Source organism: Limnohabitans sp. Rim28, assembly GCF_000293865.2.
Classification (GTDB): Bacteria; Pseudomonadota; Gammaproteobacteria; order Burkholderiales; family Burkholderiaceae_C; genus Limnohabitans_A.
This window is the reverse complement of record NZ_ALKN02000005.1, coordinates 51,829-64,857: the sequence shown is the minus strand read 5'-3', so window position 1 is coordinate 64,857 and position 13,029 is coordinate 51,829. Positions and strand designations below refer to the sequence as shown.

The 13,029-nt window shown below is 59.3% G+C and carries 12 protein-coding genes and 1 riboswitch; of the genes, 6 read left to right on the top strand and 6 right to left on the bottom strand.

Features of this window, described 5'->3' with window-relative positions; all coding sequences use genetic code 11:
- Positions 1–34 precede the first annotated feature (34 nt).
- From metF to ahcY, 3 genes are all read right to left on the bottom strand, one after another.
- Complete coding sequence (metF, locus tag B472_RS07140) at positions 35–877, bottom strand: methylenetetrahydrofolate reductase [NAD(P)H] (RefSeq protein WP_026039458.1); 843 nt, start codon at positions 875–877, stop codon at positions 35–37.
- Positions 878–894: 17 nt separating this feature from the next.
- Positions 895–1,743 (bottom strand): TlyA family RNA methyltransferase, encoded by an 849-nt coding sequence (locus B472_RS07135; protein WP_019426522.1) that lies wholly within the window; start codon positions 1,741–1,743, stop codon positions 895–897.
- Positions 1,744–1,972: 229 nt separating this feature from the next.
- A complete protein-coding gene (gene ahcY, locus B472_RS07130) occupies positions 1,973–3,406 on the bottom strand; it encodes an adenosylhomocysteinase (protein ID WP_019426521.1) in 1,434 nt (477 codons plus the stop codon).
- An 82-nt stretch (positions 3,407–3,488) separates the two neighbouring features.
- Positions 3,489–3,585: riboswitch (S-adenosyl-L-homocysteine riboswitch) on the bottom strand.
- 131 nt (positions 3,586–3,716) lie between these two features.
- Between ahcY and B472_RS07125 the strand changes: the two genes are divergently transcribed.
- Positions 3,717–4,676 carry a hypothetical protein gene (locus tag B472_RS07125; protein WP_019426520.1) on the top strand — a complete coding sequence of 320 codons (960 nt, stop codon included), beginning with the start codon at positions 3,717–3,719 and terminating at the stop codon, positions 4,674–4,676.
- A 6-nt stretch (positions 4,677–4,682) separates the two neighbouring features.
- Entirely contained in the window at positions 4,683–5,429 is a 747-nt protein-coding gene (locus B472_RS07120) for a flagellar motor protein MotB (RefSeq protein WP_019426519.1), read from the top strand.
- Here the strand turns inward: B472_RS07120 and B472_RS07115 are convergent.
- Together B472_RS07115 and B472_RS07110 are read right to left on the bottom strand one after the other, a co-directional pair.
- Positions 5,404–6,831, bottom strand: coding sequence for a sensor histidine kinase (locus B472_RS07115; protein WP_116798615.1), 1,428 nt, complete (start codon positions 6,829–6,831; stop codon positions 5,404–5,406). The genes B472_RS07120 and B472_RS07115 overlap by 26 nt on opposite strands.
- Before the next feature lies 1 nt (position 6,832).
- A complete protein-coding gene (locus tag B472_RS07110) occupies positions 6,833–7,549 on the bottom strand; it encodes a response regulator transcription factor (RefSeq protein ID WP_026039457.1) in 717 nt (238 codons plus the stop codon).
- A 115-nt stretch (positions 7,550–7,664) separates the two neighbouring features.
- Here B472_RS07110 and B472_RS07105 point away from each other — a divergent pair, with 115 nt between their 5' ends.
- The 4 genes from B472_RS07105 to B472_RS07090 all read left to right on the top strand — a co-directional run bounded on the left by B472_RS07105 (position 7,665) and on the right by B472_RS07090 (position 11,710).
- On the top strand, positions 7,665–8,639 hold the full coding sequence (locus tag B472_RS07105; protein ID WP_019426516.1) for a tripartite tricarboxylate transporter substrate binding protein: 975 nt from the start codon (positions 7,665–7,667) through the stop codon (positions 8,637–8,639).
- Positions 8,636–9,100: a tripartite tricarboxylate transporter TctB family protein gene (locus tag B472_RS07100; RefSeq protein ID WP_019426515.1), complete on the top strand. Its 465-nt coding sequence runs from the start codon at positions 8,636–8,638 to the stop codon at positions 9,098–9,100. The genes B472_RS07105 and B472_RS07100 overlap by 4 nt, the downstream gene beginning before the upstream one ends.
- Before the next feature lie 12 nt (positions 9,101–9,112).
- Positions 9,113–10,615: a tripartite tricarboxylate transporter permease gene (locus B472_RS07095; protein WP_019426514.1), complete on the top strand. Its 1,503-nt coding sequence runs from the start codon at positions 9,113–9,115 to the stop codon at positions 10,613–10,615.
- Between the two features lie 93 nt (positions 10,616–10,708).
- Positions 10,709–11,710, top strand: coding sequence for a tripartite tricarboxylate transporter substrate binding protein (locus B472_RS07090; RefSeq protein ID WP_019426513.1), 1,002 nt, complete (start codon positions 10,709–10,711; stop codon positions 11,708–11,710).
- Positions 11,711–11,813: 103 nt separating this feature from the next.
- On the opposite strand, the gene B472_RS07085 is transcribed toward B472_RS07090, so the two are convergent.
- Positions 11,814–12,866, bottom strand: coding sequence for a phage integrase SAM-like domain-containing protein (locus tag B472_RS07085; RefSeq protein ID WP_019426512.1), 1,053 nt, complete (start codon positions 12,864–12,866; stop codon positions 11,814–11,816).
- Between the last annotated feature and the right edge of the window lie 163 nt (positions 12,867–13,029).

Sequence of the window (13,029 nt, the reverse complement as noted above, 5' to 3'; positions counted from 1 at the left end):
CCCACCCCGCTGAGCTACCCGTTGCGCCCAAGGCTTACAGGCCAGATTTCAAACGGCCCACAATGTCGAGCGTGGGCGCACTTTGGTTCATGGTGTAGAAATGAATAGCGGGCACGCCCCCATTCAACAGCTGCTCGCACAAGTCGGACACCACATCCAGGCCAAATGCCTTGATCGAGGCGATGTCGTCACCATAGGCTTGCAGCCGCAACCTGATCCAACGCGGGATCTCTGCACCGCACGCATCTGAAAACCTCAGCAACTGCGATGAACTGGTGATGGGCATGATGCCGGGCACAACGGGCACATCCACGCCCAATTTGTAGGCATCGTCCACAAAGCGAAAGTACGCGTCACTGTTGTAAAAATATTGCGTGATGGCGGAATCAGCACCCGCTTTCACCTTGGTGGCGAAGGCTTGCAAATCGGCTTCAGGGGATTTGGCCTGCGGGTGAATTTCGGGGTAGGCGGCCACTTCGATGTGGAAATCGTCACCGGTCTCTGCCCGAATAAAAGCCACCAAATCGCTGGCGTAATGGAACTCACCACCAGCCCCATAGCCGCTGGGCAAATCGCCGCGCAAAGCCACCAGGCGCTTGACGCCCATGGCTTTCAGGGTGGCCAACTCGGCACGCACCGAGGCCTTGCTCGCGCCAATGCAAGAAAAATGGGACGCGGCGGCAACACCCTCGCTTTGTATCGCATTCACCGTGGCAAATGTGCCCTCTTGCGTCGAGCCGCCCGCGCCGTAGGTGACCGAGCAAAACTCAGGCTTCAAGGCGTAAAGTTTTTCGCGCACACCACGCAGCTTTTCGGTACCTTCAGGCGTTTTGGGTGGGAAAAATTCCAAACTGATGGGCAGTTTCAAACCAGACATCACAACACCTTCCAAAATCAATAGTCGTTGGCCAAGGCATCCGCCTTGGCGGCCAGATCGGCCTCATGGGCCACACGCGTTTGCGCTCGCGCAGGCAACACTGCGGCAGGGTCAGGCCAACAGGCCTGTACAAAAAACTCGTGGTTGCCGTCTCCGCCCGCAATCGGGCTGTCGAGCCATGCCGTCACTTTCATGCCCAATTCGGTCAATGCCGTGCGCACACGGTTTTCGATGAACGGGAAATGCGTGTCGTCTTTCACAATGCCCCCTTTGCCCACTTGGCCTGGCTGCAACTCAAACTGGGGTTTCACCAGCATCAGCAACTGGCCCGTGGGTTTGAGCAAATGCACCACACCCGGCAGCACCAGTGTGAGCGAGATGAAAGACACATCACCCACCACCAGGTCAAAGCCTTCCAGCGCATCGGGCACGCGTTCGTCACCGGGCACCAACTCGCGGGCATTCACACCCTCGATGCACACCACACGCTCGTCTTGGCGGATGCGCGGGTGCACCTGGGCATGGCCCACGTCGATGCCCACCACCTCGGCCGCGCCATGCTGCAACAAACAGTCGGTGAAACCGCCCGTGCTTTGGCCCACATCCAAGCAACGCAAACCGTCGACATGCACACCCGTGGCCTTCAAAGCCCCTTCGAGCTTGAGGCCGCCACGCGACACATAACGCGACTCGGCATCGTCCAGCAACACCAAGGCGGCGTTTTCAGGCACTTCGTCACGGTTTTTGACGACGCTGCGCCAATTCCCGTCGGGCTGCTGCCACTTCACGCCTCCGGCGATCAGTCGCTGAGCCTGAGAGCGAGACGCGGCCAAGCCACGTTCGACGAGAAGTTGGTCAATGCGCATGCGGTGGAGTTCGGTCAAACGAGGTATAAAAAGGCCGTGATCAGCACAGCCATCAAAAGCGGGTGTCAGCAACCTGAGCACCGACCTCCATGGCAGTCGCCACATGCAAACAGCCTGCCAGAAACTGAGTTTTGGCAGGCCACCCGCATTCGCTTACAGGCCAGCGACAAAAGGCTCCAAATCATCGCAAGCCCAACCCTGCTGGGCTCAGCCTGCTGACGATCAGGGCTCAATAACGGTAAGTGTCAGCCTTGTAAGGACCGTTTTTCGACACACCGATGTACGCGGCTTGCTCTTCGCTGAGTTCGGACAACATGGCGCCGACTTTTTTCAGGTGCAAACGCGCCACTTTTTCATCGAGGTGCTTGGGCAGCACATACACCTTGCCGGACTCGTACTGGTCTTGCTTGGTGAACAGCTCGATCTGGGCAATGGTCTGGTTGGCAAACGAAGACGACATCACAAAGCTGGGGTGACCGGTGGCGCAGCCCAGGTTCACCAAACGGCCCTTGGCCAACAAGGTGATCTTCTTGCCATCGGGGAAGATGACGTGGTCGACTTGCGGCTTGATCTCGTCCCACTGGCACTTTTCCAAAGACACGACGTCGATTTCGTTGTCAAAGTGACCGATGTTGCAAACGATGGCCTCGTCCTTCATGGCGGCCATGTGCTCGTAGCGGATCACGTTCTTGTTGCCGGTGGCCGACACGAAGATGTCGCACTTGTCGGCGGCGTATTCCATGGTCACCACCTTGAAGCCTTCCATGGCGGCTTGCAGGGCGTTGATCGGGTCGATCTCGGTCACCCAGACCTGTGCGCTCAAAGCGCGCAAAGCTTGGGCCGAGCCCTTGCCCACGTCACCGTAACCGGCGACCACGGCCACTTTGCCCGCGATCATCACGTCTGTGGCGCGCTTGATGGAATCCACCAAAGATTCGCGGCAGCCGTAGAGGTTGTCGAACTTGCTCTTGGTGACCGAGTCGTTCACGTTGATGGCACGGAACATCAAGTTGCCCTTGGCGGCCATTTCGTTCAGGCGCAACACGCCGGTGGTGGTCTCTTCGGTCACGCCGATGATCTGGGCGCCCTTGCGGCTGTACCAGGTCGGGTCCACAGCCAGTTTGGCTTTGATGGCGTTGAACAGGCAAATCTCTTCTTCGCTGCCAGGGTTGGCGATCAAGGACGCGTCTTTTTCGGCGCGCTTGCCCAGGTGCATGAGCAGCGTCGCATCGCCACCGTCGTCCAAAATCATGTTGGGGCCTTCGCCTTCGGTGCCGGCCGCGCCGAACTCAAAGATGCGGTGGGTGTAATCCCAGTAGTCGGCCAGAGTTTCACCCTTGATGGCGAAAACGGGTGTGCCTTTGGCGGCGATGGCCGCAGCGGCGTGGTCTTGGGTCGAGAAGATGTTGCAAGAAGCCCAACGCACATCGGCGCCCAAGGCTTGCAGGGTCTCGATCAACACGGCCGTCTGGATGGTCATGTGCAAGGAGCCGGTGATGCGGGCGCCCTTCAGAGGCTGGGCTTTGTTGAATTCTTCACGGATGGCCATCAGGCCAGGCATTTCGGTTTCAGCGATTTTGATTTCTTTGCGGCCCCAATCGGCCAGGCCGATGTCGGCGATCACACAGTCGGTGTGGACGGCGGTAGGAATACGTGCATTCATGAGAAAAGCTCCAAGCAAGGTGAATAAACCACAAGCGTGACCATGAACACTGAATTTGGAAAAACAGGCTCACCACACGTCAAGTGGATGAGCGTCGTTGCTGTTGAAGTGTTCCGAGCCTCACGCCCCGCTGCCGACTTGATGACAAGTCAGGGGGCGCTGCAACGCTCCTCGGAAGACGATATTCTAGCTCAGAGGCTCTCTAAATAGGGAAGGTTTGGCAGCCACCCCGCAGCAACGTCGGACTTTGCACGCGGTCTTTGCTAGACTGAAACAACCTCACAGACTCACCCACAACCATTTCGACCTGATGAATCACCTCGCAAACTACTGGCATTTATGGACCGTGACCGGTGTGATTGTGTGGATCGGGCTGCACTGCGCCTTTCACTTTGTCTTGCCTGCCATGCGCCTCAAAGACCAGTTGGCCAGAGCCGTCTCCCAATTGGCTTCTCTGACGCCCCAAGAAACAGGCGCCCACATTGATTTGTCAGAAATTCAACAAGCCGCCATGACCACGCCCGCCTTGAAGCATGCTTGGCAGCAGTATGCGAGCAGCCTTCAGCCGCTATGGCAAAGCGCCGATACGGGGCCCATCGGGGCAGCCAGGCAACGTGCCAGCCATTTGTCTCGCGCTTTTTTTGCACACATGAACATGAGCTCTGACGGAGGACGCCTGGACCTTGCAGACATTGAGCACCTCGCCCAATCCGACACGCAAATGGCTGCGCTCTGGACCGAATACAACCAAGCTGTAGAGGCCCTGCAACGCCTCGAATCTGCCCAACAAACGAGTGCGGGGCAGTGGCAAGCCATCAGCCACGCCGAAAACTTTTTCACCGAGCAAGCCTTGGTGGACTCACCGCTTCAAACCCATTTCTTTGCCCACATGCCCGGCATTTTGACGGGCGTGGGCATCATCGGCACCTTCACCGGCTTGATTGCAGGTCTGATCGGCTTCGATGTCTCCAACCCTGCACAAGTTCAAACCGAATTGAGCCAATTGGTGCAAACCGTTGGCCACGCTTTTTTGGTCTCTGCCTTGGCCATCACTTTGGCCATGGTGTTCACATGGCTTGAAAAATCTCTGTTGACCAGCCGCTATTTACAAGTCGAGCAACTCCAACAACAACTGGACACCCTTTTCACCCCCCATGCCGGCTTGCAGCAGCTTGAAAGGCTCACACTGGCGACAGAGATGCAAGCCAGCTTGTCACACAAAATTTTGCAACAGTTGCGCAGTGCCTCCCCTGCTGCTCGCTCGCGCTGAACCCGCATGCTGGCCCCTCATCGAACGCCGCCAAAACGGCGCAAAGACCAGGCAGAAAAACCTTTTTGGATCTCTTTTTCTGACTTGATGACCGCACTGATGGTCCTGTTCCTGGTGGCCATGGCGGTGGCCTTGCTCAGCGTCACCGAAGGCATACGTCAACAAGACGACCAGCGGGCTCAGCGCGACAAGGGCATTTCGACCTGCCTTCAAGACATCGCCCAAATGACCCAAGAAAAGTCATTGGCTGGCGTTCAACTGCGTGGGCAAACACTTGAATTGGGCACATTGGCCGAGTTCCCCAAGGACAGCCACCAACTGGATGCCCAACGGGCTGATTTTTTGCGTGACTTCGTGCCCAAAATGCTGGACATCGCACGCACACCCGCCTGTCAGATGTGGCTCAAACGCTTCGTTTTAGAGGGTTACGCCAGCCCTGAGGGCTCTTACCTTTACAACCTCAATCTCAGTCTGGCGCGGTCCCAAAGGGTGCTGTGTGTCTTGCTCGATGACGCTGCAGCCAAAGCGCCCAGTCAATCTGACCGTCAGGCCGTGCGCGACCTGTTTTTTGTGGGCGGCTCGTCATTCAATTCGGCCATCCTGAACCAACCCGAAAAGAGTCGCCGCGTGGAACTCCGGCTGGAGTTCAAAGAGCTCGATCCCAGTTGCAGCCCATCTGGGGCTTGCGAGGCAGTGCCGGCCAAGTCCATTCCGTGGGACGACGACGTCAAATGCCCGTTGGCATCTCGCTGACGAAACTCAGGCGAATGGCGAGCCCTCGGCCTTCTTGGACAGGGCTTTGCAAGCGCCATTGCGCACCGTGTTGGAGCGCGATTTCTCGCACAATGGCCAAACCCAAACCACTGCCCACCACACCCGAAGGCGCCGCCCTGTAAAACCGCTCCCAAACATGGGCCTGATGCTCTGGCGCAATCCCTGGGCCATCGTCTTCCACCTCCACCCAACCGGGCCCCACACGCGTCGTGATGTGCGCGCCCGCAGGGCAATGGTTCAAAGCGTTGTCAATCAAGTTGGCCACCGCTTCTTGCAAAAGTACAGCCACACCTGACACCTTGCAGCTTGGCACCAGCGCATCAAAACCCAGATCGCAAGCCCGCTGATGGGCGGCCAGCGCGTGGGATTCGGTGATCTGCCGCACCAGCTGCACCAGATCCAGCGACTGAGCAGGGTGTATCTCGCGCGCATGCTCCACACGGGCCAAGGCCAGCATTTGTTCGGTCAAGCGCACAGCCCCTTCGGTGGTTTGATGGGCCGCCAGCAACAAAGCCCCCGCTTGATCGGGTTCGACATTGCGCTGGGCCAAACTCAGCTGGGTTTTGAGCACCGTCAAGGGCGTGCGAAGCTGGTGCGCAGCATTGTCCAGAAAACGCTTGCGGATCTCGATCAAACGCCCCAACCGGTCCACATAGGCGTTGAGCGTGTCCATCAAAGGCCGCAGCTCTCGCGGCAAATCAGGCGTATGAACGGGTGAGAAATCGTCGTCGCGTTTTTGCGCCCATTGCTGCCTGAAAGCCTCCAAAGGCCGAATCCCCCGACCCACCGCCCAATTCACCAACAAGGCCGCCGCCAGCAACAACAAGCCCTGGCTGCGCAGGGTGTCCCCCAAAATGCGCTGAATCATCTGTTGGCGAGACTCTCGGGTCTCAGCCACCGTGATGTGGATCAGCGGGTCCGACAAGCTCGCATCGGGCATGACATGGGTCAGCTGCACCAAGCGGACGGGCTGTCCCAAGTAATGACCATCCCCAAAACGCACCAAGGCAAAAAATTGAACCGAAGCTTCTTGGCGTTCGGGCAAAGAGGGCAAATCACGGGACCCTGCCAACCACTGCCCTTGCACCGTGCTGAGCTTGTAAAACAAACGCGAGCCCGTGTGGTTTTCAAACAAATAGCCAGCCGCCTTCATCAACTCGAGTTGGGCTTGTCCATCCACCCACACCAACTCTTCGGCCAAGGTCCGGGCGGCCAAATACAAAGACCGGTCATAGGCTTCGTTGGCTGCCTGCACCGCATGGCCATAACCCACCCAAGCGTTCAGCGCGATGAGCGCCGTCAGGGGACCCAAAATCCAAGCCAACAAACGCCCACGCAAGGACGCCGTTGTGGCGGATCGTTCAGACGCAGCCGCGCTCACATCAAACCTGCGTGGCCACTGGGGTCAGCATGTATCCCAAGCCGCGAAAGGTGGTGATCGCCACCCCCGACGACCCGTTGGCCAAAGGCTCGGTCGATTCGATTTTTTTTCGCAAGCGGTAAATCAAGACCTCCACCGCTTCCAGGCCAGCGCTGTCATCGACAAACACTTCGGCGTGCAAATGTTCTTTGCTCACGGCGCGTTGGGGTGATTCAAGCAAGACCCGCAGCGCAGCGGCTTCACGTTTGGTCAGCGCCAAAGGCTGGCCGTGCAGCCAGACCGCAGCACTGTCAGGCTCCATTTCCACGGGGCCCCAACGCAAACTGCTTGCTTTGGACTTGCCTTGCCGGCGCAACAACACCTGCAAACGCGCCTCCAACTCACTCAGGTCAAAGGGCTTGGGCAGGTAATCATCGGCACCCATGTTCAGGCCCAACACCCGATCCGGCACACTGGCGCGGGCCGTCAAAATCAACACCGGCACAGTGTCGCCCCGTGCGCGCAGCGCTTGCAAAACAGCCAAACCGTCTTGACCTGGCAACTGCAAATCGAGCAACACCGCATCCATGCCGTGCCCCGCTTGCAAACAAAGATCGGCCTGCCAACCATCGGTGGCAAAGACCACCTCCATGCCCGCTTGGCGCAAGGCTGTACCCAACCACAAGGCAATTTCGGGTGTGTCTTCCACCAACAGGATTCGCGGCTTGAGGGTATTCACTGAACAGCTTTGACAGGTGATTGACAGCTTGGTGAGGCGCTGAACGCCAAAATCGTGACATCTGCGCAAGGTATGGGCCTTGGCAGTGGTTTTTATTTTCACACAGGAGACCTCCATGCACATTTCCAAACGCGATTTTCTGGCTTTCAGCGCTGCCACAGGCGCCTCACTGGCTCTGCCGGCTTGGGCACAAGGCAAACCCATGTTCGAGACGCTCAACATGTTTGTGCCTGCGGCTCCCGGTGGCGGTTGGGACGGCACGGCACGCGCCATCGAGCGCGCGGCCAAGGCTGCTGGCCTGGTGGGCAATATGGCCTTTGAAAACGTCGGCGGCGCGGGCGGCATGGTGGGCCTGCCCCGCTTTGTCAACCAGCGCAAAGGCCAGGGCAACATCCTGATGGTGGGTGGCTCGGTCATGATCGGCGCAGGCATCGCCAACAAGAGCCCCGTGACCATCAAAAACGTCACGCCCATTGCACGCCTGACCGAAGAAGCCGGCGTGATCGTGGTGCCTGCAGCGGGCAAGATCAAAACTTGGAAAGAGCTGGAAGCCGCCATCAAAGCCAACCCCAAAGCCGTCTCGGTGGCCGGTGGCAGCGCGGGCGGTACCGACCACCTGATCCTGGGCATGCTGATCAAAGCGCTGGGCAAAAACCCGCGCGAAGCCGCTTACGTGGCCTTTGCAGGCGGCGGCCCCGCCAACGCGGCCATTTTGGGCAACCAAGTGGTGGCGGGCATTTCGGGCTACTCCGAGTTTGAAGAGCAAATCAAAGCGGGCAAGATGATCCCTCTGGCCGTCTCGGGCAAGAGCCGCATCCCTGGCGTCAACGTGCCCACCTTGAACGAACTGGGCATCAACGTCTCCGAGTCCAACTGGCGCGGCGTATTTGCAGCCCCCGGCATCACCGATGCACAGCGCAACAACTTGATCGACTTTGTGACCCGCCTGACCCAATCGGCCGGCTGGAAACAAGAACTTGAAACCCGCAAATGGACCAATGCCTTCATGACCGAGCGCCCTTTTGAACGCGATCTGGCCAAAGACATTGCCGACAAAGAAGTCTTGATGAAAGAACTGGGCCTGGCATGACGCCATTGCGCCTGGCCTTGTTGCTGTTGGCCGTCTGCGGTGTCGCCGCATGGCAGCTCACGGTCATTCCGCAATCGCTGATGCAGATGACCGTGGGCCCGGTGCTGGCCCCGGCCGCCATCGTGGCGGGGCTGACCCTGGTCGCGTTTCTGTACGGCTTGAGCGCCTGGCGCGGCCATCAGGTGGACTTGAGCCAGGAAGCCGGGCAAGAAGCCTTGCCCGGCGCCAGCACCCGCCTGCTCAGCTTGTTGGGCGGTGGGGTGGCCTTCATCGTGTTGGTCATCCCCATGGGTTTTGTGTTGCCGGGCACCTTGTGCGGCATGTGCATTGCCCGTGCTTTTGACGCCCCTTTCAATGGCAAGTCACTGCTCGTGTGCGGCCTGATTGCCAGCGTGTTCTGGTTTGTGTTTGCCCGCTTGCTCGGTGTCGGCCTGGGCCCTGCCCTGCCCTGGCTCATTTGAATCGGATACCCCATGGAAGCTTTTGACGCCCTGATGGGTGGCTTTGCCATTGCCTTGCAACCCACCACCCTGATGTGGGGTTTCATTGGCTGCTTTGTCGGCACGCTGGTGGGCGTGTTGCCGGGCATTGGCCCGGCACTGACCATCGCCTTGCTGCTGCCCCTGACCTACCATGTGCCCGCCACCAGCATGTTCGTCATGTTTGCCGGCATCTACTATGGCGCAGCCTATGGTGGCTCTACCACCTCCATCTTGCTCAACACCCCGGGTGAATCGGCAGCGGTGGTCACCGCTTTGGAAGGCAACAAAATGGCCCGCAGTGGGCGCGCCGGCCAAGCCCTGGCCACCGCCGCCATCGGCAGCTTTGTGGCCGGCACCATCGGCACACTGGCACTCACCTTTTTTGCACCCCTGGTGGTCGATGCCGCCCTGGCCTTTGGCCCCGCCGAATATTTCAGCCTCATGGTGCTGTCGCTGGTGGCCGTGTCCGCCGTGCTGGGCAACTCGATGCTGCGCGGTCTGGTGGCCCTCAGCCTGGGCTTGCTGCTGGGCATGATCGGCGTCGACCTGCAAACCGGCCAGCCGCGCTTCACCTTTGGCAGACCCGAACTGCTCGACGGCATCGAAGTCACCGTGGCCGCGGTAGGCTTGTTTGCTGTGGGCGAAGCGCTGTACCTGGCCTGGCAAGGGCGCGAGTCCAAAGGTGGCGAAGTCATGCGGCTTTCGGGCAGCTTGTGGATGAGCAAAAAAGACTGGGGCCGCTCCTGGAAGGCCTGGTTCCGGGGCGCGTTTTTCGGCTTTCCGATCGGTGCCATGCCCGCAGGCGGGGCCGAGCTGCCCACGCTGCTGTCTTATTACACCGAGAAAAAACTCTCCAAACACCCTGAAGAATTTGGCCACGGCGCCATCGAAGGGGTGGCAGGGCCTGAGGCCGCCAACAACGCTGCAGCCGCGGGTGTGCTCATGCCTTTGCTCACTCTGGGCATCCCCACATCGGCCACCGCCGCCATCATGCTGTCGGCCTTTGAAGGCTATGGCATCCAGACCGGACCTCAACTTTTCAGCCAGCAAGGCGGATTGGTGTGGACTCTGATCGCCAGTCTTTACATTGGCAACGTGATCTTGTTGGTCTTGAATTTGCCCTTGGTCAGCCTGTGGGTCAAGCTGCTCAAGATCCCCCCGCCCTGGTTGTACGCGGGCATCATCGTCATCTCGACGGCTGGCGTTTATGGCGCTGGCAACTCGGTCTTCAATGTCGGCATGCTGTTTGTCTTTGGCCTGCTGGGTTACTTGATGCGGCGCTTCGACTTTCCGGCTGCACCGCTCATCGTCGGTCTGATCCTGGCCCCCATGGCCGAGCAGTCCATGCGCCAGGCACTGACCATCAGCCAAGGTGAATGGTCCACCTTCTTCACGCGGCCTTTATCGGGCAGTCTGATGGCGGTGTCTTTGTTGCTCTTGGTGGCGCCAACACTGTGGCGACAAGTTCGCATTAGAAAAACCGACTTACAGTAGGCCTTTTGATACGTAATATCCCTCTATCAAAACCATTTTTTTTTTGGTTTCATCGATAACTTCGTTATTTCAATCAATTCCAAGACAACCGCTATGCATTCCAACGACTCCTCCCCCATCCAAAGACGCGACTACCTCAAATGGATGGGCGCAGCCGGTCTGGCCGCAACCGGCGTTTCGGGCCACGCCCAATCTGCCTGGCCCAGTAAGCCTATCCGTTGGATCATTCCGTTCGCCCCCGGCGGCACTTCCAGCATCGTGGCCCGTGGCATTGCGGCCCAGTTGACCAAGCAAATGGGGGTGTCTTTTGTCATTGACAACAAGGGCGGCGGCGGTGGTGTACCCGCCATGCAAGAGATGCTCCGCGCACCAGCCGACGGCTACACCATCGTCATGAGCCACATCGGCCTGATGGCGGTCAACCCCCTGATCTACCCCGACAGCGGCTACGACGTGAACAAAGACTTTGTGCCCGTGACTTTGCTGTCACGCGTGCCCAGCCTGTTTGTGGTGCACAAAGACGTGCCCGTGACCGACATGAAGTCCTTGGTCGCCTACGTCCGCGCGCGCCCCGGTCAGCTCAACTACGCATCGGCCGGCAACGCCAGCGCAGGTCACCTGGCCATGGAAGCGCTCAAACTGGCCACCGGCATGTTCATCACGCACATCCCCTACCGCGGCACAGGCCCCGCGCTGAACGACGTGCTGGCGGGTCGCATTCAACTGATGTCTGCAGGCACACCGGCTCTTTTGCCGCACATCAAGAGCGGTGTTTTGCGCTGCATTGCCACAGGCACCACCGAACGCATTCCGGTGCTGCCCGACGTCCCCACCGTCATGGAAGGTGGCTACAAAGACTTTGAAACCGTGCAGTGGTACGGCATCCACGCCCGCGCCGGCACGCCGCCAGAGATCATCAACCGGCTGCAACAAGAGTGCGCCAAGGCCGTCAAGTCGCCCGAGGTCATTGCGCAAAACGCCGCCGAAAGCGCCATTGCCGGTGGCGGCACGCCTGCCGAGTACGGCGCCTACGTGGCACGCGAACAAGCCCGCTGGAAAGACGTGGTCATCAAAGGCCAGATCCGACCCGGCTGAAGCCTGCGCTGCTGGGTCTTGTTTCGACAGACAGCGGCCCTCGCCCCCCATCAACCCCTGCCGGGCCACTGGCAGGGGTTTTTTGATGGTGCGGCCGCACACCTCAATTTTTGGACGTGCGCCGGCTTTGCAACATGGCCACGTTCATCTCGCCGTCCAGCGCTGACGCATAAAAACGCTCGATCATTTGCACCGATGTTCTGGCGTTGCGGGCCAATGTCAGCATGTCGATGCCCTGGCCATAGAGCAAGCGAAACATGATGGACGTGTGCCGCAAGCAATACAGCGTGCGCAAGCGGCCCATCGCATCTTCGGGGGCCACACCGGCCTCGCGCATCACCCACTTGAACCAAAAGCCCAACACGGCCAAGGCGTAATTGCGGTCTGTCTCGGCAGGCAAAAACACATAGTCGTCGGGTTCTCCGTGGCCATCTCGGCGCGCTTGCGCCAGCGCTGCCTCGTAGACCTGCACCGCCGGTCGCAAGGTCACCATGGGCGCGTCGTGCCGCTTGGTCTGCGGCAAGGTCATGCGCAAATACACGCTGCTGCCGCGCACCACCTGCACGTGTTTGTGCTTGAGTTGTCGCAAGTCACCGGGCCGCACAAAACTGTTGACCATGAAGCGAATGGCCCACGCCATGTCGGGCGGCAGACTCAGGTTGCGCGGCTGAACCCAAAAACGCTCTCGATGGCCGGTCGAGGCCTTGACCTCGGGGGCCTTGTCGCCTTTGCGGACCAAACGGTGCGCCGTTCGCACCACAGCCGCATACTCCTTCAGACTCAGCATCGAGCGCGGCCGATTGGCCACCTTGATCGTGGGCAACTCGGGCACTTCGCGCAAAAATCCGTGGCGAATGGCCAGTTTCAGCAGTTTGCGCACCACCACCAAGTATTGCGACACCGTGGTTGAACTCAAATGGGCGTCGGTTAAACGCTTGACAAACGCGTCCATCATCACCGGCGTGACCTGCGAGGGCGGAATGTATTTGAAATACGGCAACACATGGGCGTCCAGCCGGTTTTTCAAAATGCCCACGGAGGCCGCACTCAACTCGCCGCGTTGGACGCGCTGGCTTTCTTGCGCAATCAACTGGTCGGCCAACACATCGAAATTATTCGAACGCATCGCCCCTTGCGTCATGACCGAATCGGTCATGTCCGATCGCTTGCGCGGAGGGCTCTTTGGCCGACGGGGCCTTGAAGGGGCTTCTGCCAAACCATCCGGCCCGTCCTCGTCCTCATCCTCGCGCTGAAATTTATCGTTTTTAACGTTTTGAGTTGGCGCCCTTTCGCCCCTCGACATGGCCCGCCATGCATCC